A 25,119-nucleotide genomic window follows, 5' to 3' on the forward strand; every position below is an offset into this window, starting at 1 on the left:
GTGAAGCACCACGGATGCAGGATGTACTCAACGGTGCCTGAATTTAACCCGTAGAAACGGAATAATCGTAAGCGAGTCGTTCTATAAAATCATCGGTGGCCAACGGCCTGGCGGCAGCCTGGTCGTAACAGCCTTTATTCGCTACAGATGCTACGACCGCAGCAGCGGCCTTTTTGACGTGCATTCCGAGTGTGCTTTGCAACTGTGCGCTTTATTTAGTATGATTGCGATTTACACTTGACTGAAGTCCTCTTTCTGAACCTTATTTTTCTGCCGTACTACTCTTGAAAACGTCCCGCATTTTCCACTGCTGTTTCTGCATTTACACTTTAGCCGCGATCTCGGCCTGCGAACCCGTTGCTCTCGTCGACCAGAACGCGCCCCAGAAAGCCGGGCGGCTGGCAGCCACTACCGTTAACCCGGCTGGCGTCATGCTTCAGGGTTTCTACTGGAACGTACCAGCTCAAACGCCGGCTGGTAGCTGGTGGCAAAACCTACAGGTTAAATCGGCCGAGCTGGCACAGGCTGGCTTCACGGCTATCTGGCTACCACCCCTGCACAAGGGTGGCGGTGGGGCCTCATCTGTTGGCTATGATGTCTATGACCGCTACGACCTCGGTGAGTTTAACCAGAAAGGCTCCGTTCCCACCCGCTACGGTACGCTGAATCAACTCGTGTCAACAATTTCGGCCTTTAAAACCAAGGGCGTCGCCGTCTATGCTGATATCGTCATGAACCACCAGATGTTTGCCGACTATCAGGAGAACATCAACGGTCAACTGCTCTGGACGGGCTTTACGTTTCCGGGGCGGGGCAATAAATACAGCTCCTTTAAGTGGTCGGCGGCAAATTTCAACGGTGTGCAGCAGTACAACCAATGGTACAAGCTCAACGGCCCCAACTGGGATTTTCAACCCTATTATAACGGAGATGCGTATGACAACCTGATGGGTTGCGAAATCCGTTATACCGACCGGACTCAGGTAGAAGAGCTGGTGAAGTGGGGCAACCTGCTAACCACCAGTCTTGGGCTGGATGGCTACCGGCTCGACGCCGTCAAGCACATCCATACGCCCTTTGTGAACGAATGGCTCGACCGGGTTAAAGGTCCGTCGCGGTTTGCGGTGGGCGAGGCCTGGCTTAACAACATTGCGAACTTACAGGATTATGCTGCCCGCACCGGCAACCGGATGAGTCTGTTCGATGTTCCGCTGCATTACCTCTTCAAAAAGATGAGCGACGGCAACGGAGCCTGGGATATGCGGGGGCTCCAATTTGCCGGTTTTATCGAATCCAATGGCGACCAGGCCGTCTCCTTTGTCGATAATCATGACACCGACGATAAAACAGGGGCGCTGTATTCGCCGGTGGTTAATCTGAAGATGCTGGCCTACTCGTATATCCTGCTCCGGCACAAAGGGTATCCGTGTGTTTTTTACCGCGACTTCTACGAGTATGGTTTGGGAAGCAAAATCAGGAAGCTGATGCAGATTCGGCGTGAGAACGCCTACGGTGCCGCCTATGAGTACACCACAATCAACGACGCCGATGTGTATGTTTTCTCCCGCTCGGGCGATAGTACCCATGCCGGCCTGCTCATGTTGCTCAACGATGGCCGCACTGCCGCCACTCGTGCCGTTCGGACGCCGTTTCTGAATGCTACGCTGGTAGACAAAACCGGCAACAGCACGGGCACTGTCCGGACGGATAACAGCGGAACCGGTTCGTTCAGGGTCGAGCCTGGCAACTATGCCGTCTGGGTGCCGCAGGTCTACTAAGTCGGATAATTTATCGGGAGCGCTCCCATAATGATTTATGGGTAAATGATCAATTATTGGCATACTAATTGCAGCGTGTAGACCTGACTGGGTCATACTGGCTCCTAAACTGCGGGTGCTCTACAACGAGCCTGATCCTTAATTAGCAGTTCATTGGAGCCGTAGCCAGTTCGCTTCTCTTAGAACAATAATGGGACATAGCTATGAAGACATGTTTTCTTCTCCTGCTCTTACTGAGTTCATGCTATAGCTGTCAGAAGCCAGACGCGCAGACCTGTTACACCTGCACCTCTTCGGTTACCTACAAGACCAATTCGCCAACCTACAAGATCCCAGCCCCGTATCGTATCGACCACTCCACCTGTGATCAGGCTGAAAAAGCGAATCTGGAGCAGAAGTTCTCAGCCAGCGAACCGCTCGGTGGAACCTATACACTCACCAAAACGGTGCAGACCGTTTGCCGGTCAACCAACTAAAAAGCCTGTTTGGCTCCCTGTGTCGTATATTGGCCGCAGAAGTAAGACCACCTAAAAAAGTGCCTGCCAGATCAGCCGCACTGTGAGGATAAATAACAAACCACCAACGAGAAATATCAATGTCCAGGGACCGGGCAATAAGGATTTTTTACGAGTAGACACAATACGAAGGATTACGGAGGTGTACCAAATAGACCAGAATAGCGAGCAGCCCGATGTGACTAGAGTGTCTACTCAAAATTCAGGCTTAAGACGCTGAACTCCGTAATTAGTCACAAAACCCGTTCGCTTAATTAACGACAAGGAGCGAGCCATTTGTAGCCCGTCGTTTAAGGGGTATCAGTGGGGTATGAAAAACCCCATGCGGGGTCGCCTACGCGCACTCGGGCTATCCTCATATCGCTCCGTTTACGTCTATTACCTATCTTGTAAAACTATTGTTGTTAAGGCCCCTCCAGGCCGAAGTCGGGCTACCCGAATTCCCGATAGTTGCTTATGCCAAAGCACATAATTACTCAGCGGATACCTCGTTACGACCACTGCGCCCTGATCGGAGGATGCGTGCATCAGGTGAATCCGGCCGTTGGGTTGCCGCACGGCCAGGCCAACATGCTTCATATCCAGGCCGGGCCGGGCGGCCGTCAGCATCACAATGTCGCCCTCCTGAAGTTGTGCTTCAGCCTGCCGGATGTTTTTCTTGGGGATAAACGAAAAGGATTGCTGGCTAAGCGAGGCTTCTGTGAGGGCCACCTGTTTGAAAATGGTCGAATCGTGCAATTGCGGGTAGTTATAGACGGCCGAGGTCATGTACGAAAGTGGCTTGGCCACCAGGATGTTACCCGGTAATTCATGGGTCACGTCGCTCAGCAGCCCCTTGCGTTCATTCGTGCGGAGCCAGTCTGAGAAATAGTGCAGACGACTGCCATAACCATCGACCCGGCTATCCCGGTAGCGAAGTTTGGTTAGGTAGCTGCGAAATGACTGCTCCAGAAGTTTCTGATTCTGCCGGTCCGATACGCCATGCCAGGCCAGCGATAAAGCCAGCACGGTTTCTATATACGTTGTGCAATCGAATGCCCCAACATTCACTACCAGTTGCTCCGTTGGGTTTTGGTCGAGCGTATGCGAAACGTAGGGTTTACCCAGAAACCGCTTGCCCAACTGAACGGATGTTTCAATGGGTGTTCTACCACCTGCATTCGTCAGATTGGTGAACAATACATCCTGAGTTTGTCCGGCCAGCGGTGTCAATACTACTAAAAACAGCGTAAATCGGTTCATCATAGACGGCTGGATAGGTTCAACGATAGTCTGTAGACGTAGCTGGAACGGAAAAGTACCATAAGCTACTGTTTAATTTCCAGTACCCGTACACTTCGCGGGGGCAGCAACAAAAAAATACCCGCCTGACCAATGCCTTCGACATTAGTGTTCGACAGGAAAATATCCGTGAAACTGAGCGTCTGGTCAGCCTTCAGTCCCAGCAAACCAAACGCGTGACTGGGAATTCGAATAGACGTAGTATAGGTGTTCTGCGACGAAAAATTGCAGATAATCAGTAATTTCTGTCGGTCCGTAAAGCGCAGGTAACTATATAGCTGCTGGGCGTCGTATCCTGCACTTTGCCCGTTATCGTTGGCATATTGCAAATCGTAGAAATATCCGTTCTGAATCGCATCGGAATTGCTGACCAAATGATTGAGACTCTGGTAGAAAGCCCGCAAACTGCGCTGGTTATCGGTTAGCCCGGCGCCATCATACCGGCCTTTATTTATCCACCCCTGCCAGTCGGGAAGCCCCCAGTAATCGAAGATAGTTGTACGGCCATCATCACCACTGAACCCTTCTGCGCCCTCGGCCCGAACGCCGGCTTCCTGGCCAAAATACAGCAGCATTGGTCCGGTGTGCATGGTCGCCACCAGGGTCATGCCCGGCACAGCCGCCCAGGGATCATTGGTAAAGAAGCGTGAGGCAATGCGCTGCTCATCGTGCGTTTCCAGGAAGCGAAGCATGTGCTGGGCGAAATCGCCCGATTCCTGCTGCCATACGCGGGTGAGTTCGTAGCAGGAACCATGCCCTTCCATCAATCGCCGGACAGCATCGTAAAGCCCGACTTTATCGTACAGATAATCAAATCCGCCCTCAAAAATAAAGGAACGGTATAAGCCCGGATCGTAAATCTCGGCAATAAAAATCAGGCGGGGATGCTGTTGTTTGACGCGCCCGATGGCCCACCGCCAAAACTCGACCGGCACCAGATGGGCCATGTCGCACCGAAAGCCGTCGATGCCTTTGCCGGCCCAGAACAGCAGAATGTCGAGCATTTGCTGCCAGGTAGCCGGAATGGGGTCGAAATGCTGACTCCAATCGAACAGGTTGAGTCCATAATTCAGCTTAACCGTTTCGTACCAGTCGTTGATGTCGGGCATTGCGGTAATCGACCCACTACCGGTGATTTTAGCCGGGTACTCATCCCCCCAACCCCCAACGGGGGCGTTCACGTCTCCCCCATTGGGGGTTGGGGGGATGAACGTTTGCCCCGGCAGGTAATAAAAATTGTTGCTGGGCGAGAAACCAACCGTTGTGTCGTCGTTCTGCCCCAGGTCGACAACCCCGGCTGGTTTGGCATCGGAGGCATACTGCCGGGCCACATGGTTCGGCACAAAATCAAGGATAACCTTTAGACCACAGGCGTGCGTTCGGTGCACCAGAGCCTCAAACTCGGCCATCCGGTCGGGCACGCTCACGGCCAGATCGGGGTCAACATCGTAATAATCTTTGATGGCATAGGGCGAACCGGCCCGGCCTTTCACCACCGCCGGATCGTCGGGGCGAATGCCCTCGGCGGAGTAGTCGGTTTGAGTGGCGTGTTCAATAACACCCGTGTACCAGATATGCGACGCGCCGAATTGCCGGATAGCCTGAAGAGCCTCGTGGTTGATATCGTTGAATTTACCAACGCCATTTTCGTCGCGGGAGCCGTTAATGCGGTTGGTGGTTGTCTGGTTGCCAAACAGACGCGTAAAAATCTGATAGATAATCAGTTTATCCATCACCGGGACGACAGAGGACGTGTACATGCGGTCAGGTAAAATTCAGGCTACGGAAGCTATTGGATTGGTACCCGCAAAACTATGGCCTTTTTCGGCGAAAATACTGCGTTATTTTTGCGTTCTTGTTGCATTATTCGTAGTCAAAACGAACATATCGTCTATTTCCAATGATCAAACCTATGAAACGAAATTATCCGGGTATTCTCCTGGCATTGCTATTGCTATGCTGTCCAGCTTTCGCCCAACAGGCGCAGATTCAGCGTATTAATCCCACAAACTGGTGGGTAGGCATGAAAAATCCAACGCTGCAACTGCTTGTCTATGGGCCTAATGCAGGCAAACTGACGTATACAATCAGTTATGCCGGGGTGAAATTAGTGAAAACACATACGGTCGAAAGTCCCAACTATGCGCTTCTGGACCTGACCATTGCACCCGCTACAAAACCCGGCACGGTGCGGGTGGTGGGTAAGCGCGGCAACCAGACCCTCAGCCAGCCGTTTGAACTCAGAGCACGCACCAGAACGCCGAAAGGGCAGGGGGTTACGGCCGCCGATTTTATCTACCTCATCATGCCCGACCGCTTTGCCAACGGCGATCCGGCCAATGATAAATTCCCGGATATGCTCGATGCACAGGCCGACACGAAAAGCCCGTATCTGCGGCATGGGGGCGACTTCAAAGGCATTATCAACCACCTCGATTATTTGCAGGACCTCGGCGTAACGGCGCTCTGGCTGACGCCGGTCATCAATAACGACGAAACGCTGAAAAAAGAAGGCCCCGACCGCAATCAGGCGGGGTATCACGGCTATCACTTTACCGATCATTACCAGATCGACAAACGCTTTGGCGGCAACGAAGGCTACATTGAACTGGCAGCGGCTCTGCACAAACGGGGCATGAAATTAGTGCAGGACGCGGTCTATAACCACATCAGCGACGACCACTTTTTGTTTAAAGATCAACCTGCCAAAGACTGGCTCAATCAGTGGCCTTCCTATACCGGCTCGACCCATAAAGAACAGTCGCTCTACGATCCGAACGGGTCGGTTGCAGACCGGAAAGGTGTGCTCGATGGCTGGTTTACGCCCTTTCTGCCCGATCTGAACCAGCGCAACCCGTTCGTTGCCAACTTCCTGATTCAGCACGCCATCTGGTCGACGGAGATGTTCAACCTCGATGCGTGGCGGATTGATACCTATAAATACAACGATCTTGCGTTCCTGAACCGCTGTAACCAGGCGCTGATGGACGAGTACCCGAAAATTCACCTCTTCGGCGAATCGGTGGTGAACAACCCGGTTGGGCAGGCTTTTTTTGTGAAGAACACGGTTGGCTTTCCCTTCAAAAGCAACCAGCCGGGAGCGCTGGATTTCGTGCTCTATAATGCGTTTAACGATGCCCTGAATCAACCGTATAACTGGGATTCGGGGGTGAACCGGATTCATCAGGTACTGGCTCAGGACGATGTATATGCCGATCCGAATAAGCTGGTAACGTTCCTGGAAAACCACGATACGGACCGCTTCCTGTCGGTCATTGGCGATGATTTCGATAAATTCAAAATCGGCGTTACCTGGCTGCTGACGATGCGCGGCATTCCGCACTGGTACTACGGTACCGAAATTCTGATGAACGGCACCAAAAACCCAACGGATGCCGAAGTTCGGAAAGATTTTCCGGGCGGTTTTCCGGGTGATAGGGCCAACAAGTTTGAGACGGCCGGGCGAAATAACCGCGAGAATGAAGCAGTTCAGTATGTCAGGAAATTAGCGACGTATCGGCGTAACAATCCGGTTGTGCAGTCGGGCAAACTCATGCAGTTTGTGCCCCAGGAGGGAACGTATGTGTATTTTCGGTATGATAACGCCAAAACCGTTATGGTTGCGACGAACACCGGCGACAAAGAGATTTCGCTCGATACAGCCCGGTTCGCCGAGCGAATGAAGGGCACAAAGTCGGCCCGCAATGTCGTTACCGACGAAACGCTCACCGACCTGGCCTTCGTGAAATTGCCCGCTAAATCGGCGGTGGTACTGGAGTTGGTGAAGTAAGTAATCCGGTAGATGGCAGAGTAGCTCTATATTCTTCCGGTTTCACATACCCCCACATCCCCTGAAAGAGATTTTGTTCACTTTTAAGCAAAGTCCCTTTCAGGGGATGTGGGGGTACAGTGAGTAGTGCTTCAAACAGGCGTTCAAACCCTCGTTGCTTCCGCTTCATAGGCCCGGTACCAGTCAATGTGGCGGGTCAGATACATAATAATGCCCAATATCAGCAACAGACCGAAACTGCCCAGCAGCAACGAATAATCTTCCAACTGAAGCAGCGAGTAGAAGAACCCGTAGAGCAAAGCCAGCACCGTGCTGAAGAGTATTGTCAGGCGGAGATTCTGGAAAACATAGCGGACATAAAACGTAATCAGCGTCAGGATAATCCCGCTCCCAATCAGGTATGCCCAGTCGAACGATATGTGTTCGGAGATGGACAGCAGCAATAGGTAGAACAGGCAGATGGCAAAGCCAACCAGCAGATACTGAATGGGATGGATGCGTCGGCGGTCAAGGATTTCGACAAAGAAAAAGGCAACAAACGTCAGCATAATAAACATGACGCCGTACTTGGCCGAGCGCATCGTTTTCTGGTATTCATCGACGGGCAAAAGCAACTTAACCCCAAAGGCGGGTATTCCGCCCGCTGTGTTTTCGGCATTGCTCAGAAATTTGCCGATGCCCTGCTGAGGGAAATTCCGGTTGACCTGCAGCACTTTCCACGACGCCTGGAAACCCTGCGGTGTCAGGCTGCGCTGATCAGGCAGAAAAGACCCCGTGAAACTCGGCGTTGGCCAGGGCGATTGGAGCCGTACCCGCGTTTCTTTGCCAAACGGCAGAAAACTCAACTGAGTGCTCCCGTTCAGGTTGATAACCGATTCAAACTGGAACGTTTCGGCATCCAGCGCAATGGGAACGTTAACGCCCGACGGGAGAAGGTCATTGCTCGGAATACCCGGCTCAACGGCCAGCATTTTGTTGTTGACCCGAAAGGTGATGGCGTCGCGAATGCCTTTCATATCGCTGACGCCCAGCGAGATAAACGCCTTGTTCCACTGCATGAGGTCGGGCGATAAGCCCAGCGAGGTAACCGATGGCTTTTTGAAACTGCCCCGAATTGTCAATCGTGTGTTGTAGAGCATAACAACAAAAATGCCCCGGTTTCGCTGTTCGGGGCGGATAGCGCCGTCGAACGATAAATCGTCGGGTAAGAAATGGGCATAGGCCGTATGGCTTTCTACCTGCCCTTTCGCGTCTTTGCTGACGACTTCATATGGAACCGACAGCACCGGACCGCCAATCGTTTGTTCGCCACCCCATTTGGCGCTGACCTCCGCAATGGCCTGATTACGGGTGGATTCCCGTTCCTGAATCAATGATTGCAGCATATTGGTAGGAATCAGCAGCACCAATACTAAAATGCCAATAACAACTAATTTGAGCATCGTAGAGGTACGAAGCCAGCGATTGATGCGGTCGATTAACGAATCGGACTGAACGGGCAAAGGCGATTGTTCCATTTTTTTTGATAAATTAAAAGTACTTTGTGATGCAAAGTAAAATGATAATTACCTGACTTTGCAATTTTTAGCGTAACTTTTTTTGCGTTGGTGCTCAGGAACTGTTAATGTACAGCACGTTTTGCTTCGTGAAGGCCTGTTAAATGCCGTGGATTCTATTTTTTCTGTAACTATAAGAGGCTGTCTAAAAATTAGAATCGTGTACTTTCCCCGTTGCTGTGTCCTCACCGCGCCACGGAGGCAGCAACCTCCCCGGTAGGCCAAACAATGGCTGACCGCACCGGCGGACCGGCACAGGTCGCCGTGAGGACACAGCAAGGGGAATCCGCAGGTAATTTTAAGAAATTTAGACAGCTTCTAAACCAGGCGGATTCACATTAATCTATTTTTATCAGGCTGTTTGACTCCGACAGGGTCAGGCAGCCTGACTACGCGAGCCAATTAGAGGTTGTAGAAGCAATTATTTTGACAGCCAGTCACGCGCAACAGCATCCATAGCAACGCTTTATAAACCGATAATACAATGGAGGGATTAAGCGCATTTTTTGGGGAAAGTGGTTTTGATACTACTCAGCAAAACGCCATTGTGCAGCAGTTTCGTCGGCAGACGCTTCGTAAGGGAGACCTCTATTTACAGGAGGGTCAGATCAGTCAGCAGTTGGGATTCGTCGAAAAAGGGGTTTTTCAGTACTTCTGCACCCGCGACGGCGACGAAATGACGACTTACACCCCCGGACCCGGCGGATTTCTGGTTTCCTTAAGCAGTTTTCTAAAACAGAAGCCCGCCCGCGAAACCATCCGCGCCCTGACCGACGGCGTGATTTGGGTTATCAATAAGCCTGCATTCGAACAACTTCGCCGTGACCTTCCGCCCTTCGAGTCCTTCTATATTGGGCTGCTCGAAGACCAGATCAACTGCATTGAGGACAGCCGGTTTAATTTGCTAATCCTAACCGCTGAAGAGCGGTATCAGAAATTAATGACCGACGAACCGCATTTATTGCAGGCAGTGCCCCTTCAGCATTTAGCGTCTATTCTGGGCGTTACGCCCCGTCATCTGAGTCGTATTCGCGGCAACATTCGATAGGTGCGAATAACATTGACAAAGTTCAAAACTTTGTCAATGTGAACTCTGTCTTATAGCGATTTAGACATTTGTCCATAAGATTCGCCTAACCGCCAATGACCTTTGTATCGTCAATCACAACTAAAAGACGATATGAAACAATTCATTCTGGCTGGACTACTGCTGTTGTCAGGCCCCCTGATTGCCCAACGCTTTTCGCGCCACGAGATCAGCATCAATGGCTTTCGTAATCCCTCCATTGGGCTGGAATACCGCCGGAGCCACATTTCCCTTCACGCGGGCTATTACCCGACCAACTTTACATCGGGGGTTACCACCTCTTTCATCAGAACGGGGCTGACCTACTGGTTTCTGCCCGTCGGCCAACAACCAAATCCATCCTCATTTTATACCTCCCTTTCCTACGTCCGGGGGCTGAATCGCGACTATGAAGCCAAAAACGGGGTAATGGGTGAGGCTGGCTTTCGCTGGATGGTCTGGAAGGGGTTGAATCTGCGGCTGGGTGCGGCTGTGCTGGCGGCTCCCGGCGAAACACTTAAACTAAATCCGACGCCGGGCATCAGCTATTCCTTCGCCTGGTAATTAACTCAATCGATCTCTAAAAATGTACGTTAATGAAATCAACGCTGATGGCTTCTAATCGACTGATTGGCCTGTTACTGATTCTTGGTGCGGTGTTCGTGTTTATTCCGTACACCCTGCTGACCAGCCTGTTCAACTATCCCGACGTGCTGCGGCAAGACCCCGGCCTGGTGTTGACTCAGTTTCAGGCAGGCGGCTCAACCCTGATTTTTGTCTGGTGGGCGTTTGCCATCACCGGCTTTCCTCTGGTGATTGCCTACAAACTCATTGGCCAGCGGCTTGAAGGCCAGGTCTACTTTGTGCGCCTGGCAACCACGTTGGGTATTGTGTCGGGAGTGGTGCAGATAATTGGCCTGCTGCGCTGGACGTTTGTGGTGCCGGTTCTGGCGGATAACTACGTAACCACCAGCGACCCGGCTATTCGGGCGGCCAGCGTAGTCGTTTTTCAGGCCATTCACCAGTATGGTGGAGTCGTGCTGGGCGAACATCTGGGCCAGTTGCTAACCATTGCCTGGACGGTTATGATCGCACGGGCGTTCGCTGAGCTGCGCCTGTTTCCGAAATGGGTGAGTGGGTTTGGCTACGCAGCCTCAGCTATTTATCTGCTGGCGCAGGGGGACTTATTTGCCACGGTGATTCCGGGTTTCCCGGTTTGGAAACTGGCTGGTTTATTGGGAAGTACGCTCTGGTTAATCTGGCTGATGGTTGTCGGCGTGAGGTTTTTACGGCTTCAGCCGCCCATTTCCGTGGCCGTACCTGCCTAAATCTGGCTACATTTGTGCGTTATTCAGCCAATTAAGCATAAATGAGACAGATAAAAGCTTTCCTTTTCGATCTTGATGGTGTCATTGTCGACACCGCTATTTATCACTACCAGGCCTGGAAACGGTTAGCCAACGAACTCGGCTTCGATCTGTCGCCGGAATTTAATGAGCAGCTCAAAGGGGTTAGCCGTATGGAATCCTTAGACCTGATTCTGGCCCATGGCGGCCTGGCGATGCCCGACGAGAGAAAAAATGAACTGGCAGCGCAGAAGAACCAGTGGTATCTGGACCTGGTTAGCCGCATGACCTCCGATGAAATTCTGCCCGGCGTGGCTACCTTCTTCGCGCAGGTACGCAAAGCCGGTCTGCAAACGGCGTTGGGGTCTGTCAGTAAAAATGCGCCTATGATTCTGGAGCGGATTGGTATGACTGATGTTTTCGATGCCCTTATTGACGGCAACAAAATCAGCAAAGGCAAGCCCGACCCGGAAGTGTTTATGAAAGGCGCAATTGAACTGAATGTCAGGCCCGACCAATGTGTGGTGTTTGAGGATGCGGTAGCGGGTGTTGAAGCAGGTAAGCGGGCCGGTATGTTTGTGGTTGGGCTGGGATTGCCGGACGTACTCACCCAGGCCGATTTAGTGGCCCCGTCGCTGGAAAACCTGACGTTGGAGGAGGTATTGGCAAAGAGTTCCTATTAGTTTCATTCGGTTCAGGGTTTCAGGATGCCGCCGAATAGAACCCGAAAGGACGAGCCTGAAACTATCCAAAAAAGAAATTCCTCCCGCAAAGCAGGAGGAATTGTCGTCAACCTATTCTAATTAATGTCTGGCGTTATTGATGCGGCTACGACCGGGGGCGGCCACCACCACTACGGCTACCACCACCCGCCGGAGCCGCTGGTGCTGCCTGTTGCTGCTGACCGCCGTTGTCGCCACCACCGTCATCGCCTTTCACGTCGTCGTTATTAATTGATTTGCGACGTTTTTGTGGCTGGTCGAAACTCATCTTACCAAGTTTATAGCTGAATGTCAGCCGAACCCCGGCGTTGTAGAAACTCGTCTCCGAATTCTGATTCAGCACGGGCGAACTGAACTCGGACCGTTGCACAAACGGGTGGTTCAGGAAATTTTCACCTGCTATACCTAAACTGGCTTTTTTGTTGCTAAATTCTTTCCGCAGGCCAAAGCTGTAGAAGTACATGGTGCTCTGACTACCCTGCAACTGAACCTGCCGACCCCGTGCGCCACCGAAAAGCTGGAAACCCCAGCCGTTGCTGAGCGACAGGCTGCTCATGACCCGGCCTCCAATGACCCAGCCTGAGTTGGACGCCGAATAAATCGGGTTTGCATTGTTGTTGGTCAGGTTGACGTGGTACAAATCGATGCCCCCGCCGAGTTGTAGTTTCGAGAACAGGGTTCCGTTGCCGAACAGATTCAGGCCAATGGCATCCTGGCGGCCCACGTTCTGATAAGTGGTGCGGATGACCTGTTGCAAAACCGGGTTGGTTGGGTCGCCAAAGGGCTGCTCCGATACATCCTTAACGGAGGTGATTTCGTTGTTCGTTCGCCGGGCAAAGATGGACGCGTTCAGGTACAACCCTTTCAGATTTCCGCTGGTACTGAACTCGACATTGTCGGTTAGTTCGGGTTTCAGATACGGGTTTCCGATAGTAATGTTGGTGGGGTTGGCGGCATTCACGTTCGGATTCAGGAACTGAATACCGGGCCGCTGAATCCGGCGGTTGTAAGCCAGTTTGATGATTTTTCCACCTTTGATACTTTTCGAGACGTTGATGCTCGGTACCAGATTGCCATAATCGGGAATCGAGGTGGCGGCTCCCGCCGTTTCGTTACTGAACCGGGCATTGATGTACGTGTATTCATACCGTGCCCCGGCTTTAATGGTAAACTTGCTTTTGGTCGATACCGTGTACGATAAATACGTTCCGGCGATGTTCTGGTCGTAAAATAAGGTGTTGGCTGGACGGCTCTCATCGAGTTGGAAACCGCCTTCAGACCCGTTCGCAAAGAAATACTGGTACTGGCTATTGACCTGCCGAAAAATGCCTTTTCCCCCAAATTCGAGGAGTTGGTTCGCTTTTAACGGTGTCTGGTAATCGATCTGGAGTGTCGATTCCTGATTGTAGCTAAGGTTATCGTTTTTCTGGCGGGCCGTAATGGTTTGGAAATCAGTACCACCAAGAATATCGGCCACGAAATTATTGGTCCGGTTATTTCGGCTATACACACCAAGTACGCTGAATTCCTGCTGGGGTTTGTAAATTTTGGTGTAGGTCAGGTTCGCATCGACCGTTCCCGACAGGTCTTTAACTTCCACGTTCCGATTATTGATGATTGGGAAGTAGCTCGTTGGTGAAGTCGTCTGGGTCAGCAGGTTATTCTGACTATTCGTGCCGTTTCTGGCGCCGTAGCGCAGGCTGGCCGTGAGCGACGTGCTCTTATTGATGTCGTAATCCCAGCCTAACTGATAATTACCGAACAAGCGCTGACTCAGGGTATTGGCCGTTTGAATGGTTCGGCTATTGCCCGTTGACGAAAGGGTTGTCTGGTCGTTTCGGAAGGCCCCCCGCACGTTGTACTCAGCCCGCCCGAAGCCGCCGAGCGAAAAACCCATTTTGCCGCTGCGGTAGTTGCCATTCAGGCCCAGGTTGGCTCCCCGGTTGCCCGCGCCCCCGTTTACGTCGAGGGTAGCGCCCTGCAGGGTTGTTTTTTTGGTGATGATGTTGATGATGCCCGCCGAGCCTTCGGCATCATACTTGGCCGAGGGTGAGGTGATCACCTCAACCGTCTTAATCATGTCGGCCGGAATCTGTTTGAGGGCATCGGCCACGCTGCTGGCCACAATGGTGGAGGGTTTGTTGTTAATCAGGACCCGCACGTTGCTGCTGCCCCGCAGACTCACGTTGCCATCTAAATCGACCGATAACATCGGCACTTTTCGCAGAATATCGCCTGCGTCGCCCCCTTTGGCGGTCAGGTCCTTATCGGCGTTATAGACCAGCCGGTCCACTTTTTCTTCAATCATGGCTGCCTGCCCCACCACGTTCACTTCGCTCAGGGTGCGAACATCGGACGATAACTTAACGGTGCCGAGGTTCAGCGTCGTCCCGCGATCTATCGTGATCAGGTTGCTTCGTTTATCTTTATAGCCAATAAATGAGTACAGCAGCCGGTATTTGCCGGGCGATAGCCGGGCCAGCGTGAAGTTTCCCTTCGCATCGGCGGTTGTGCCATCGATAGGCTTATTGGTAGCGGTGTTCAGCAGGGCAATGGTGGCAAACTCAACCGGTTTGTTGCTGGCCGAGTCCATGAGTACGCCGGTGATTTTGCCGTTTCCACGAACAATTGGCTCAGCTTCTGAAGGCGTGGCTCCCGGTTGAGCCGCTACGCCCGTGGGTACTTCAATGGTGCTGGGTGTGGAACCCGCTGGCGCCGTGAATGTATTGGGAGCGGTACTGGCCGGAACCTTGCCAAACGGGTCGGCAACGGGTGTGGGCAGGGCGGTAGCGCTGCCGGGTGTTGTTGTAGCAGGCCCCGTTGCGGTTCCACTGGCAGGCGCAGCGGGCGCAGCCGGGTCTTGAGCAAATGCCCTTGTTGAGCCAAAGATGAGTAGAGAGAGTAGCAGCGCTTTCATAACAATCTAAATTAAGTACTCAAAAGTCCGGTTAGATAACCGAACCGAAAAAACAATCTGGCGGAATGCCGTTTTTTAGGCGTCGAAGGCGGGAAATAGACGGGGGAACCTACGGACTGCTTCCTGTCTGTTTTCACCCTGCCAGCCTGCTTAGCTACACCCGAATGGCGCAGGCAGTGAATAAAAGGCTTCGACGTGCGTGACAGCTTGTTCGTAAACCAGTACATTTGTCCACTTAATACTACACTTAACTTATAAAACGCTGTATTGGAGTTCGATGGCGCGATTTTTTTTAATTCTGGCCGTATTCTGTCCTGTTTTCTATCTGTTTGCCTACAATTCCGGCTATGGTTACGATGCCTATGAGTACTTGGTTATTGCCCGTTCCCTCAATGAAGGCTATGGGTTATACGATTTCATTCCGTCTAAATCCTACCTGCTTTACTCCTCTACGAACGTATTGCTGAACCTGCTGGGAGGCTACAATCATGTTAGTGTGTCGGGGTTGATTACGTTGCTGGCTGCGGGCGTGTTGGTGTCGGCCTGGCGGGCGGCAAGCCTGTTTGGCCAACGCGCGGCCCTGATAACGACAGGGCTGACGGCGGTCTGTTGCTTTTTCATGGAAATGAATTTCCTGGAGCCTGAAAGCTGGATTGCCCTGCTTGGCCTCAACGCCTTCGCGCTGGCAGCCAACCTGAATCGGGCGGCCCCCTGGCGCTGGGTCGGGGCGGGGCTGCTGCTGGGCGTGGCAATGTGCTTCAAAAGCGTGGCAGCGTTCTACGTAGCGGGATTTGGCGCGTTTATTTTTACGTTATGGCTAAAGGGCAGGCTAAAATTCTGGCCAATGGTCGTTCGGGGCTTGCTGGTGTTGCTGGGCTTTGCCATACCGTTGCTGCTGTCGGCCTGGTATTTTCACGCGACCAATCGCCTGGCGGTTCATCTTGAATGGACGTACATTTACCCGTTTGGCGGGTATCCGTCGCACACGCTGTTTCTGACCAAATTTCTGCTGAAACTAAGCTGGCTGTTGCTGCTGTTGCTGCTCTCGTTCGTGCTGGTGGGTCAACGGCCTTATCGGGACGTGTATGGGCAAACACCAGCCTTGTGGCTGGCGTTATTTCTCGCCTTTTTTTCCTGCATTGCCCTGTTGAAAACCCAGGCCAGTCATTACTTTTTTCAGGCGGCTGTCTTTTTTGTGCTGCATCTGGGCTTCATCGCCGATCAGTGGCTCGGGTTGTATGAAAAACGGCATCAGCAGTTGCCCACCAAATTCGTGGTATCAATGGGTGGCGGTATCGGTATTTTGTTGCTTATCAGCGTGTTGTTATACCGGCCCAACGCCGTTCGGCGTTTTGTCTCCTTAACCGATTATGCCGGTGAAGAGCAGGCGGGGGCGTTTATTCGGGAGCAGGTTGGCCCCCGGAGCCATGCGCTGCTGATCGACAATGGCATGAGTTTGTATTATCTCTCGGATCGGGAGCCGAACGTTCCGTTTATCAACACCGAAATGCAGACAACGCATTACCTTGAATCGCACCCCAACGCATATGCAAAGGCCTTAGCCGACACAAGCCTGAAATTAGTTGTCTTTGGCAACCGATCCAGCCTTGTCGATGACAGCACCGCACTCACCAAACCATCCAATGTGTATGCACTCCGGCAGTTGCGGACTGGGTTACAAACTCACTTCGTGCCGGTCAAAAATCCTCGTTTCCCGTTAGCGTACTGGGTGCGAAAATAAACTCTCTGTTTCTGCTTATCTTTGTTTTATGTTGCTTTCCGTTCTGATTCCCGCCTACAACGAGATTAAATCAATTGATGCACTGCTTGACAAAGTTCAGGCTGTGCCCCTCCCCAAAGAGATCATTATTGTCGATGATGGCTCAACCGATGGCACCCGCGAGCGGTTAGCCACCTACAAGTCGGTTCCGAACATTACCGTTGTCTTTCATGAGCACAATCAGGGGAAAGGCGCGGCTATTCGTACCGCTATTGATCACATGACCGGTGACATTGCCATTGTTCAGGACGCCGATCTGGAATACGAACCACAGGATTACATCGCCTTAGTTCAACCCATTGCCGACGGGAAGGAGAAGGTAGTCTACGGTTCACGCTTTTTGAAACCCGAAAATCGCCACTCGTATTATAGCTTTTATATTGGGGGCCAGGTCGTTACGTTTCTAACCAATCTTCTTTACAACCAACGGCTAACCGACGAGCCTACCTGCTATAAAGTATTCGACACGGCGTTCCTGCGCTCAATTCCGCTTGAATGCACCCGCTTTGAGTTTTGCCCGGAGGTGACGGCCAAAGTGGCTAAACGGGGCATTCGCATTAAAGAACTGCCCATCAGCTATTACCCACGCTCCATTGCCGAGGGTAAGAAGATTTCCTGGCTGGATGGCATCGAAGCCATTTGGGTCTTGCTGCGGTACCGGATTATGAGTTAATAGTTGTCAGCCGGTAGTGGCTGCTGATGACTATTGACTACTCATCCCTGACCTTCATCATACTCAAAAACAATTTCGGCACGGGGGCGTCGAACCGCATGGGTTCGCCCGTGATGGGGTGCTCGAAGGCCAGCACCTCGGCGTGCAGCCCCAGCCGCCCAATTGGGTCGGTGGCTGCGCCATATTTGGCATCGCCCGCAATGGGGTGACCAATGTCCTGCATGTGCACCCGAATCTGATTTTTGCGGCCTGTTTCCAACTCCAGTTCCAGCAGCGCATAGCCGTTGGCCGCTTTCAGAACCTTGTAGTTGGTAATGGAGAACTGGCCACTATCGGGGTTCTGGCTCGAATACACGATCAGGGCTTTGCTCTCATGCAGATACGACGTAACCGTACCCGTTGGCGGTTCGGGAACGCCCTCAACCAGGGCTACATAGGTTCGTTCTTTTGTGGTGGCATTCCAGGATTCCTGCATCCGTTGCTGCACCTTCTCGCTTTTGGCAAACATCATCACGCCCGATGTTTCGCGGTCGAGTCGGTGGATGATGAATATTTTGTTTTTGGGATCCGCTTTCTTCACGAAATCGCTTAAAATGCCATACGCCGTGCGGTCGCGCTCTTTGTTGGTGGCCATCGAAAGCAGCCCCGCCTGCTTGTTGATGACGATCAGGTGTGTATCTTCATAAAGCATGGTCAGGCCCCGATACTGCGTGGTTTCGGGTGCGCGTGTACCCGCTACGGTGACCGTTTGCCCCGGCAACAGCGGGTGGTTAAATTGGGTATAGACCTTGCCGTCGATCAGGATTTGTTTATTGCTGAGTAACGATTTGATGTTATTCCGGTTTTTGTGCGGCAACTGAGCCACCAGAAACGCCATCAATTCGGCAGGTTCCGCAACGGTGAGTTTCTGGTCGGTACGCTGTCCGCGCTGCCGGCGGGGTTGATCGGGTTTGTCCATTCAGCAAAGGTAGGGCTTCGTAACTGAACTCACTGCCCGGCCCGCTTCCGTTTTTTGTCGAAGAGCCAGGGTAGCAAATCAGGCTCGGCAAAGGCAGTGTCCCAGCTATTGTGCTTAACGCCGGGGTATTCGGTGTACTCAACGCGGGCCTTCACCTGGTTCAACCGCCGAACCATTGCCCGCGAGTTATTAACCCCCACCACGTCGTCGCTGTCGCCGTGAAAAAGCCGGAAAGGCATTTTCCTTACCCGGCGGTCGTAGCGGACCGTATCGCCACCGCCACAAATTGGGATCGCTGCGGCAAACAAGTCCGGGTTGCGATATACAGCCTCGAACGTACCCATGCCGCCCATTGAAAGCCCCATGATATACAGACGCTTCGGGTCGACGTGTTCCGTCTGCGCCACATGCCTGAACAGCGCCAGCGCCGACGACAGGGCAGGTGTTGGTTCCCGCGAGTAGTCGAAATCGAGCGTAAGGGGCGAGGTTGACCGGCCCACCTTCACCGAACCCCAATAGCCATTGGCCGGGCATTGCGGCATCAGCACGATGCCCGGAAAGTTGCGTCGATTCTCAGGGGTTATAAATAGTTTCGCACCATGCGTGAGTTGTTTGGTGTTATCGCTGCCCCGTTCGCCCGCCCCGTGCAGAAACAGAATCAGCGGATAGGTGCGGGTGGCGTCATAATTTTCAGGGTACAGAATTCGATAGGGAAGCCGCAGGCCGTTTGTTCCGACAAACTCGCGTTTTTGATATAGGGTTGTGTCCTGAGCTTTGGTCAGAATAGCCACCAGTGAAAGGAGGAACGTTAGAAGATGATTCATGGGGGGAAGAAAAGAAAGGGAAACGCGGATTTAACGGATCGGGTCTATGGCTAACCAACTGACAATCATTTGCCCAGCCATTCTTTAAACTCGGTCATTCGGTCGCCACTAACGAACACCTCATGGCGGGATTTGGGCGACATATCGAGTTTGAGTTTCCCCGCCGAAAACGCATGAATGGTCTGGATCGCGGGCAAGGCTACCAAAAACTGGCGGCTAACGCGGAAAAACTGGCGGGGATTGAGCAGTTGAGTTAACTTATCCAGGCTATAGTCGACGGGCAGCGTCAGCCCCTCTTTCGTCACCAGAAAGACCACTTTTTCTTCGAGGTAAAAATACGCAATGTCGCTCGTTTCGATGCTGCGGATTTTAGTGCCGACGGTAATCATGAACCGCTCTTTGAAGTCGGTTTGTTTCGATTTGCCGAGCAGATTCAGCAGCGTTTCCAGGTCGGACGTGGTCGGGATGGCTTGCCCAAACTGATTTTTCAACGCTTTAAATTTTTCAATTGCCGCTACCAGCTCGTTGTAGTTGATTGGCTTAAGCAAATAGTCGATGCTGTTGACTTTAAATGCCTGAATCATGTATTCATCGTAGGCGGTCGTAAAAATAACGGGCGTGGTGAGTTGAGTCAACTCAAAGATGCGGAATCCCAGATCATCTTCGAGGTGAATATCCATAAATACCAAATCAAGGGCCGGGTGAGGCTGCCCCAGCCAGGCAACGGCTTCTGCTACCGACGGAATCCGGGCCAGTACGGTAATGTCCGGATCGTATTTGTGCAGCAAACTTTCGAGCCGTTTGGCCGTTAGGTTCTCGTCTTCAATGATAACTACGTTCATGGTTTAAAGAGCGAACGAGTGAATGAGTGAACGGGTGAAAGCCGGCCTGCGGTTTTTCGCTCGTTCACCCATTCACTCGTTCGCCATTAAGTAATGGAATTTTCACAACAAAACGTCCGTCGCTTTCGCCAACCCACACCGGACGGTTGGTAAGGAGGGTATACCGGGTAATGATGTTTTGCAGCCCAACACCCGTTGAGGCTTCTGATTGAGGCCGTGACTGTAGATTGTTTTCAACAATCAAACAATCGGTATCAAGCCGAATATGCACCTGCAGCGGTTCTTTGGCCGACATTCGGTTGTGTTTCACGGCGTTTTCGACCAGCAGTTGCAGCGTGAGCGGGGCAATACTATAGCGGGTTTGATCCGCTTCAGGAACGTTGATCAGAATGTCAAATTTATTTTCAAAGCGGATATTCAGCAGGAATCGATAGGCTTGAATAAACTCCAGTTCGGTTTTCAGCAGTACCCGTTCATTGTCTTTCTGCTCCAGAATGTAGCGGTAGGCACGGGATAACTGGTCGATGAATTTTTCGGATAAATCGGCATCGGTATGAACCAGTGACGACAAAATACTCAGGCTATTGAACAGAAAATGCGGGTTGACCTGGCTCTTGAGGGCTGCAAACTGAGCCTGCACGTTTTCTTTTTCTGACCGTTCGGCCCGCACCTGCACAGCCTCCAGCCGACGATAGGCCCGGCGATTGGCCGCTAAATAAAAGGCCGACAGCATCGCCATCACGGTCAGTGCGTTGTTAACACGCCGACGCTGGTCGCGGCTTCGGTGGCGTTCCTCCTTCGGGGGGCGTTGTTGGTCAGCCAACGGCGGGCGAGCCTCCTGTTCGCGGTAAATGCCAAAACGCTGTTCGAGAACGTCGTCAACAGTATGCCAGATGGCGTAAAAGCCGATGTTAAAAACGACCGCCAACGCGCTGGCAACCAATAAAGTAGCCAACTGAGCCGGTATTTTGAATTCGATCAGAAATCCCGCGCCATACCGATGGGAAAGTCGTTGCTGAATCCACTCAGTAACGCTGATCCAGGCATAAAAGAACAAAACACTAAGGAGTATTTCGAGTGTCCAGAAGGGAATGCTACGGACAATCATTGGCCCATTGAAGGTCGGTATATTGGCATACAGCCGTAAGGGCCAGTAAATGACAAACACGCTTACGGCGAGTTGCCATTTTTGCCGGGCCGTCAGGCGGTATGTCATGATTGAGTTCGTCACTATACAAAGCTAATAAAGGTGGCCACTCAATAAAAAAGAAACCGGCGGAATGCCGGTTTCGGGAGCGGGAGTGCCGCCAATTCGATTACGAGCCGAAGGCAATCAATTTCTGAGCAGGTTGATTGGCAATCGAAAACGCCTTCACAACGGTTTCTTTACCAACCACTACGGCCAGTTGATACGAGCCTTCGTCCAGTTGAGTGAGGTTGAATTTTTGCTGAAGGCCATCGCGCAGACTAAGCGTGTTGCTATACAGCACATGCCCCGCAGCATCGCGCAGGGTGATGGTGGCGGTGGCTTCTTCCTTGCCGACGATGAGTTTGAGTTTCTGATCGTTGGTAATCGTAACGGTCGTTGCGGGGGTTGTGCTGTCCGTTGATTGAGCGAATGATGCGGTTCCGGCTACCAGCCCCAGCATCAGAATAAAGATTTTTTTCATGGCTTCCTGTGTTTTTAGTTTCGTTTGAACACAACAAAGGTGCAGCCTTACCAGGGCGTCCAAAAAGAAATAATGCTGAATGCCGAATTTTGGCCCATGAGTCTGGTTTTCAGGCATCTAAGCACCTTTTACCCGAACGCTTTACAACGCCGTTTTCCTCTCGGAATGGCCACTGCGCTCCGGTGTACGCCGGCAGTGTGACGAAGATGACGTCCTGATTTTTTTCGATTCAGGCATACGATGCCCAGGCGAAACGCCTACTTTTATCCCAAATTCTTACTCCTGTATGACTCGTTTTCTTTTCGGAATCCTGCTGCTCTTCGCCGGTTGCGGGCCTTCATCGTCAAACAAAGAACGCCAGCCGGAAGCCGGAAGCCGCACGGCTGACTTCATCCTGCCGTATCAGCTCAAGACCCCCGCCGAAACCTACACCCTCCCCAAAGAACTGAAAGAAGTGTCGGGGCTTACGTATTATAAAGACGATAAACTCCTGTGTGTGCAGGACGAAAAAGCGGTGGTGTACGTGTTCGATACGAAAAAGGAAAAAGTTACGCAGGATTTTGGCTTCGGCGGTTACGGCGACTTCGAGGGCATCGAGTATGTCAACGACGAGGTATATGTGCTGGAAAGCAACGGCGATTTGTTCCGCTTCGAACCGCCTGCGAATACAGACGCCGTGGAGACCGAGGTAGCCAGCAAAATCAGACGCACCAAAACCGACTTGCCCAAAAAGACCGAAGTGGAAGGATTGGGCTACGACCCGAAAGTGAAACGGCTGCTCATTGCGGTCAAAAGTGGGGGTGCGTCGAGCGATAAAGCGGTGTACTCATTCGATTTGCTGAACCGGGCGGTGTTTAAAGACATGAGCCTGAACGACGAACAACTCCAGGGGGCGGGCATCGACCCCAAAACCTACAAGCCATCGGGCATTGCCGTGCATCCGATAACGGGGGAGTGGTATGTGCTGACTTCCGCCGGGAAGCGCCTGCTCATCACCAGCCGACAGGCGAAAATTCTTTATTCGGAACCCCTCGACCCCAAGCAGTTTCGCCAGCCCGAAGGCATCTGTTTTGCGCCCAACGGTGATTTATTCATTGCCAGCGAAGGCGACGGAAAGAAAGGAACGATCATGAAATTTACCTATCAGAAATAAGAAACTGCCTGAAACCCCTAAATCCCCTAAAGGGGACTTTATCCGCTCTTGAGCAAAGTCCCCTTCAGGGGATTTAGGGGTTTTAGCCATCAGTGTTGGTTGCCATGTCTGTTGCCCATTTGCAAAACAAGGCCCACTTCGCGGCTGGCATATCCCGGCTCGACGGCATATAACTGGCTGATCCCCAATTCGTGGGCGCCATGCGCTGCCAGATGAATTGCCAGCCTCGCTGAAAATAGGCTTCGGTAAACGGCGTGATGAGCGACGCTTTTGGAAACACAAAATCATAGGCATGAAGCAGTTCCTGATAAACAACCTCAAACGATACCGGGGTTGGATAATCCGGGTGGTCCGGGTCCAGGTATTTTCCGTAGTCGGGGGTGGGCAATACGCGAAGGCTGACAAAAAATCCGGTTTTAATCAAATCAGCCACTAAATTTTGGGAGATAACGGCGGGCAGTCCCGGATAAAATACATACATACTATTAGCCGCCCGATTGGTGGGAAAAGTCATTGTTTGCCCATCCCGAAACGTAGTTGTCCTGAGAAATTGATTCACCGAAGCCGAAACACCTGATTTGGTAATCGTTAGCTCCATAATCGTCATGGGTACCGGTTCGGTACAGGGCCTGCCTTTTCGGTAAACCCTAACCTGACAAGGCTCTGTTGCCGATGTGTAACACAGATACCCGTCGTCGGCTTTCTGACCCTGGTTTGCGTATAAACCAGCCTGATCAGAAGCAACCATAAACTCACTCTCCTGCATAACCAGAATGTCGCCTGCCCCATCGGCTGCTGGTATTGACTGGCTATACAGGGCCAGCCTGCCAGCGTCAAATGCCTCCTCAGTTAATCCTGTACGGGCGTCGACAGGAAGATCAATGATGCCGCCCGTTTTCAACAACCGGTCGCGGCTAAAGTGAGTGGCATCTATCTGAAACGTGCCAATCGGGACCTCCGGCTTTCCCTCCGTTAACAGCATCAGCCGTAGTGGCCCTACCGGATACGTTTCATAAGCGGGGACCTGATTGCCAGTACGTTCTTCGGGAATGCTCCCTATAACGTCTAAACGCACCATTCCCTCCTTAACATCCACCTGGCAAACAATGGGGGCAAAAACGTTATCCCTGGCGAAAGGCGCTTCGGGGGTTAACTGTCTGCCCATCGTAATAGACCTCATTTCCCCTTCATACCAGGGGGTCAGGCTGCCCGCAACGGTTGCCGTAGCCGGGTTGGCTGCTGGGCCGATGACCGAATAGTCGGGGGTCTGGTTTTCGTTCACCTCGAATAGATTGTAGCGAATGAAAATGCCCTTGAGTGGTTTTTTCTTTTGACTGTATCGCTGAAACAGGCGCATCACGGGTGCGTGCAGTCCGCCCGCCAGTTCCTCCACCGGAATTGCCGAAAAGAACGTGCCGGAGCTGCTGAAAACGCCTTCCTGATTCACAACCCGATTCAGGTTCAAAAACCGAAGTGAGCCTTTCACGGGCTTGCCGCTCATCAATACCGACTCGTGCTTTTGTAGCTGAAGCAGGTCGCAAAATACCTGACTGAACATGGCCAGACTGGGCAACACGTCGATCATGACCGCCGTGTTTTGTCCTTTTTCATTTTCCATGCACAGTGTCGCCCCCAGCATGTCGGCCACATCGGGCGGGCAGGCTGGGGTTTCGGGCGTAATGAACTGGTTGTCGGCGGTGGCTACGCTTTGCACAACCACGTCCTTAAACCCGAATTCCATCCCACCGTAATAATTCCAGTTGGCGGGCAAATGGCCTGTTAGCGGTTTTCCGGTACGTTTAACGGTGACCAATTCATAAAGGGCATGGTAGGCTTCGTCCAGAGGGCTTTTCCCCAGCGGAGTTGTTGCCCAGTCGATGAACGTTTGGCGGGAATTAACCGGGTCAATTTCGATATAACGCAGATCGTCGTCCTCCCAAATTACCTGATCCTGGGGAATTGGCAAGTCCCCCAGCTTGTGAAGGATCAGCAGGTCCTGCGAAAAATAAAGTCTGGGCGGCAACAATGCGCTTACCTGAATTGGGTCATAGGTGACTAATGGGAGCAGCACATTATTATTGGCGGTGCTGGGGTTGATGACGGCCTGACCCGAAAAGTTGATGCGCGGAAAATCAAATTGACTCATGTAGCTGAACTGTATTAAGTGATTAGGTTGTAACTCCCGTCGCTGTGTCCTCACAGCGACGGGAGTTACAACCTAATCAAGCAGCACACCTGAACGAGAAGC

Annotated in this window: 21 protein-coding genes; 10 read left to right on the forward strand and 11 right to left on the reverse strand. The window is 52.2% G+C overall.

Annotation, left to right across the window (positions count from 1 at the left end; genetic code table 11):
* Positions 1–43: 43 nt before the first annotated feature.
* On the reverse strand, positions 44–184 hold the full coding sequence (locus ACYVI1_RS13900; protein ID WP_460911100.1) for a hypothetical protein: 141 nt from the start codon (positions 182–184) through the stop codon (positions 44–46).
* A gap of 100 nt (positions 185–284) precedes the next feature.
* Here ACYVI1_RS13900 and ACYVI1_RS13905 point away from each other — a divergent pair, with 100 nt between their 5' ends.
* Both ACYVI1_RS13905 and ACYVI1_RS13910 read left to right on the forward strand, forming a co-directional pair.
* Complete coding sequence (locus ACYVI1_RS13905; protein WP_460911102.1) at positions 285–1,778, forward strand: alpha-amylase; 1,494 nt, start codon at positions 285–287, stop codon at positions 1,776–1,778.
* A gap of 203 nt (positions 1,779–1,981) precedes the next feature.
* On the forward strand, positions 1,982–2,254 hold the full coding sequence (locus ACYVI1_RS13910) for a hypothetical protein (RefSeq protein WP_460911104.1): 273 nt from the start codon (positions 1,982–1,984) through the stop codon (positions 2,252–2,254).
* 417 nt (positions 2,255–2,671) lie between these two features.
* Here ACYVI1_RS13910 and ACYVI1_RS13915 read toward each other — a convergent pair whose 3' ends face one another.
* Both ACYVI1_RS13915 and ACYVI1_RS13920 read right to left on the reverse strand, forming a co-directional pair.
* Positions 2,672–3,538, reverse strand: coding sequence for an N-acetylmuramoyl-L-alanine amidase-like domain-containing protein (locus ACYVI1_RS13915; protein ID WP_460911106.1), 867 nt, complete (start codon positions 3,536–3,538; stop codon positions 2,672–2,674).
* A gap of 62 nt (positions 3,539–3,600) precedes the next feature.
* Complete coding sequence (locus ACYVI1_RS13920) at positions 3,601–5,334, reverse strand: alpha-amylase family glycosyl hydrolase (RefSeq protein ID WP_460911108.1); 1,734 nt, start codon at positions 5,332–5,334, stop codon at positions 3,601–3,603.
* Between the two features lie 152 nt (positions 5,335–5,486).
* Here ACYVI1_RS13920 and ACYVI1_RS13925 point away from each other — a divergent pair, with 152 nt between their 5' ends.
* Positions 5,487–7,364 (forward strand): glycoside hydrolase family 13 protein, encoded by a 1,878-nt coding sequence (locus tag ACYVI1_RS13925; protein ID WP_460911110.1) that lies wholly within the window; start codon positions 5,487–5,489, stop codon positions 7,362–7,364.
* A gap of 143 nt (positions 7,365–7,507) precedes the next feature.
* On the opposite strand, the gene creD is transcribed toward ACYVI1_RS13925, so the two are convergent.
* Positions 7,508–8,881 carry a cell envelope integrity protein CreD gene (gene creD, locus ACYVI1_RS13930; RefSeq protein ID WP_460911112.1) on the reverse strand — a complete coding sequence of 458 codons (1,374 nt, stop codon included), beginning with the start codon at positions 8,879–8,881 and terminating at the stop codon, positions 7,508–7,510.
* 523 nt (positions 8,882–9,404) lie between these two features.
* Between creD and ACYVI1_RS13935 the strand changes: the two genes are divergently transcribed.
* The 4 genes from ACYVI1_RS13935 to pgmB all read left to right on the forward strand — a co-directional run bounded on the left by ACYVI1_RS13935 (position 9,405) and on the right by pgmB (position 12,015).
* Positions 9,405–9,968, forward strand: coding sequence for a Crp/Fnr family transcriptional regulator (locus ACYVI1_RS13935; RefSeq protein ID WP_460911114.1), 564 nt, complete (start codon positions 9,405–9,407; stop codon positions 9,966–9,968).
* Between the two features lie 132 nt (positions 9,969–10,100).
* Complete coding sequence (locus ACYVI1_RS13940; RefSeq protein ID WP_460911116.1) at positions 10,101–10,550, forward strand: hypothetical protein; 450 nt, start codon at positions 10,101–10,103, stop codon at positions 10,548–10,550.
* A gap of 32 nt (positions 10,551–10,582) precedes the next feature.
* Complete coding sequence (locus ACYVI1_RS13945; protein WP_460911118.1) at positions 10,583–11,314, forward strand: DUF4386 domain-containing protein; 732 nt, start codon at positions 10,583–10,585, stop codon at positions 11,312–11,314.
* Positions 11,315–11,355: 41 nt separating this feature from the next.
* Positions 11,356–12,015 carry a beta-phosphoglucomutase gene (gene pgmB / locus ACYVI1_RS13950; RefSeq protein ID WP_460911120.1) on the forward strand — a complete coding sequence of 220 codons (660 nt, stop codon included), beginning with the start codon at positions 11,356–11,358 and terminating at the stop codon, positions 12,013–12,015.
* A 145-nt stretch (positions 12,016–12,160) separates the two neighbouring features.
* Here pgmB and ACYVI1_RS13955 read toward each other — a convergent pair whose 3' ends face one another.
* The gene (locus ACYVI1_RS13955) at positions 12,161–14,971 is read right to left on the reverse strand and encodes a TonB-dependent receptor (RefSeq protein WP_460911122.1); all 2,811 of its coding nucleotides are present in this window, start codon (positions 14,969–14,971) and stop codon (positions 12,161–12,163) included.
* Positions 14,972–15,248: 277 nt separating this feature from the next.
* On the opposite strand from ACYVI1_RS13955, the gene ACYVI1_RS13960 reads away from it, so the two are divergent.
* Both ACYVI1_RS13960 and ACYVI1_RS13965 read left to right on the forward strand, forming a co-directional pair.
* On the forward strand, positions 15,249–16,712 hold the full coding sequence (locus tag ACYVI1_RS13960) for a hypothetical protein (protein ID WP_460911124.1): 1,464 nt from the start codon (positions 15,249–15,251) through the stop codon (positions 16,710–16,712).
* Positions 16,713–16,740: 28 nt separating this feature from the next.
* Positions 16,741–17,424, forward strand: coding sequence for a glycosyltransferase family 2 protein (locus ACYVI1_RS13965; protein ID WP_460911126.1), 684 nt, complete (start codon positions 16,741–16,743; stop codon positions 17,422–17,424).
* Positions 17,425–17,461: 37 nt separating this feature from the next.
* Here ACYVI1_RS13965 and ACYVI1_RS13970 read toward each other — a convergent pair whose 3' ends face one another.
* From ACYVI1_RS13970 to ACYVI1_RS13990, 5 genes are all read right to left on the reverse strand, one after another.
* The gene (locus ACYVI1_RS13970; protein ID WP_460911128.1) at positions 17,462–18,382 is read right to left on the reverse strand and encodes an RluA family pseudouridine synthase; all 921 of its coding nucleotides are present in this window, start codon (positions 18,380–18,382) and stop codon (positions 17,462–17,464) included.
* A 29-nt stretch (positions 18,383–18,411) separates the two neighbouring features.
* Entirely contained in the window at positions 18,412–19,206 is a 795-nt protein-coding gene (locus ACYVI1_RS13975) for a carboxylesterase family protein (protein ID WP_460911130.1), read from the reverse strand.
* A 65-nt stretch (positions 19,207–19,271) separates the two neighbouring features.
* Positions 19,272–20,048, reverse strand: coding sequence for a LytR/AlgR family response regulator transcription factor (locus ACYVI1_RS13980; RefSeq protein WP_460911132.1), 777 nt, complete (start codon positions 20,046–20,048; stop codon positions 19,272–19,274).
* Positions 20,049–20,112: 64 nt separating this feature from the next.
* Complete coding sequence (locus tag ACYVI1_RS13985; protein ID WP_460911134.1) at positions 20,113–21,264, reverse strand: sensor histidine kinase; 1,152 nt, start codon at positions 21,262–21,264, stop codon at positions 20,113–20,115.
* Between the two features lie 100 nt (positions 21,265–21,364).
* Positions 21,365–21,718, reverse strand: coding sequence for a DUF3244 domain-containing protein (locus ACYVI1_RS13990; RefSeq protein WP_460911136.1), 354 nt, complete (start codon positions 21,716–21,718; stop codon positions 21,365–21,367).
* A gap of 286 nt (positions 21,719–22,004) precedes the next feature.
* Here ACYVI1_RS13990 and ACYVI1_RS13995 point away from each other — a divergent pair, with 286 nt between their 5' ends.
* Positions 22,005–22,871 (forward strand): SdiA-regulated domain-containing protein, encoded by an 867-nt coding sequence (locus ACYVI1_RS13995; protein ID WP_460911138.1) that lies wholly within the window; start codon positions 22,005–22,007, stop codon positions 22,869–22,871.
* Positions 22,872–22,953: 82 nt separating this feature from the next.
* Here the strand turns inward: ACYVI1_RS13995 and ACYVI1_RS14000 are convergent, their stop codons facing one another.
* Positions 22,954–25,017 (reverse strand): hypothetical protein, encoded by a 2,064-nt coding sequence (locus tag ACYVI1_RS14000; RefSeq protein WP_460911140.1) that lies wholly within the window; start codon positions 25,015–25,017, stop codon positions 22,954–22,956.
* Positions 25,018–25,119 lie beyond the last annotated feature (102 nt).

This window comes from Spirosoma areae, from assembly GCF_054781775.1.

Excerpts from the sequence above, each read along its gene's own strand:
- ACYVI1_RS13990 (WP_460911136.1), bottom strand. The coding sequence starts at position 21,718 with ATGAAAAAAATCTTTATTCTGATGCTGGGGCTGGTAGCCGGAACCGCA.
- ACYVI1_RS13955 (WP_460911122.1), bottom strand. The coding sequence starts at position 14,971 with ATGAAAGCGCTGCTACTCTCTCTACTCATCTTTGGCTCAACAAGGGCA.
- ACYVI1_RS13985 (WP_460911134.1), bottom strand. The coding sequence starts at position 21,264 with ATGACATACCGCCTGACGGCCCGGCAAAAATGGCAACTCGCCGTAAGC.
- creD (WP_460911112.1), bottom strand. The coding sequence starts at position 8,881 with ATGGAACAATCGCCTTTGCCCGTTCAGTCCGATTCGTTAATCGACCGC.
- ACYVI1_RS13915 (WP_460911106.1), bottom strand. The coding sequence starts at position 3,538 with ATGATGAACCGATTTACGCTGTTTTTAGTAGTATTGACACCGCTGGCC.
- ACYVI1_RS13925 (WP_460911110.1), top strand. The coding sequence starts at position 5,487 with ATGAAACGAAATTATCCGGGTATTCTCCTGGCATTGCTATTGCTATGC.
- ACYVI1_RS13935 (WP_460911114.1), top strand. The coding sequence starts at position 9,405 with ATGGAGGGATTAAGCGCATTTTTTGGGGAAAGTGGTTTTGATACTACT.
- ACYVI1_RS13940 (WP_460911116.1), top strand. The coding sequence starts at position 10,101 with ATGAAACAATTCATTCTGGCTGGACTACTGCTGTTGTCAGGCCCCCTG.
- ACYVI1_RS13970 (WP_460911128.1), bottom strand. The coding sequence starts at position 18,382 with ATGGACAAACCCGATCAACCCCGCCGGCAGCGCGGACAGCGTACCGAC.
- ACYVI1_RS13995 (WP_460911138.1), top strand. The coding sequence starts at position 22,005 with ATGACTCGTTTTCTTTTCGGAATCCTGCTGCTCTTCGCCGGTTGCGGG.
- ACYVI1_RS13975 (WP_460911130.1), bottom strand. The coding sequence starts at position 19,206 with ATGAATCATCTTCTAACGTTCCTCCTTTCACTGGTGGCTATTCTGACC.
- ACYVI1_RS13965 (WP_460911126.1), top strand. The coding sequence starts at position 16,741 with ATGTTGCTTTCCGTTCTGATTCCCGCCTACAACGAGATTAAATCAATT.
- pgmB (WP_460911120.1), top strand. The coding sequence starts at position 11,356 with ATGAGACAGATAAAAGCTTTCCTTTTCGATCTTGATGGTGTCATTGTC.
- ACYVI1_RS13900 (WP_460911100.1), bottom strand. The coding sequence starts at position 184 with ATGCACGTCAAAAAGGCCGCTGCTGCGGTCGTAGCATCTGTAGCGAAT.
- ACYVI1_RS13945 (WP_460911118.1), top strand. The coding sequence starts at position 10,583 with ATGAAATCAACGCTGATGGCTTCTAATCGACTGATTGGCCTGTTACTG.
- ACYVI1_RS13920 (WP_460911108.1), bottom strand. The coding sequence starts at position 5,334 with ATGTACACGTCCTCTGTCGTCCCGGTGATGGATAAACTGATTATCTAT.
- ACYVI1_RS13960 (WP_460911124.1), top strand. The coding sequence starts at position 15,249 with ATGGCGCGATTTTTTTTAATTCTGGCCGTATTCTGTCCTGTTTTCTAT.
- ACYVI1_RS13980 (WP_460911132.1), bottom strand. The coding sequence starts at position 20,048 with ATGAACGTAGTTATCATTGAAGACGAGAACCTAACGGCCAAACGGCTC.
- ACYVI1_RS14000 (WP_460911140.1), bottom strand. The coding sequence starts at position 25,017 with ATGAGTCAATTTGATTTTCCGCGCATCAACTTTTCGGGTCAGGCCGTC.
- ACYVI1_RS13910 (WP_460911104.1), top strand. The coding sequence starts at position 1,982 with ATGAAGACATGTTTTCTTCTCCTGCTCTTACTGAGTTCATGCTATAGC.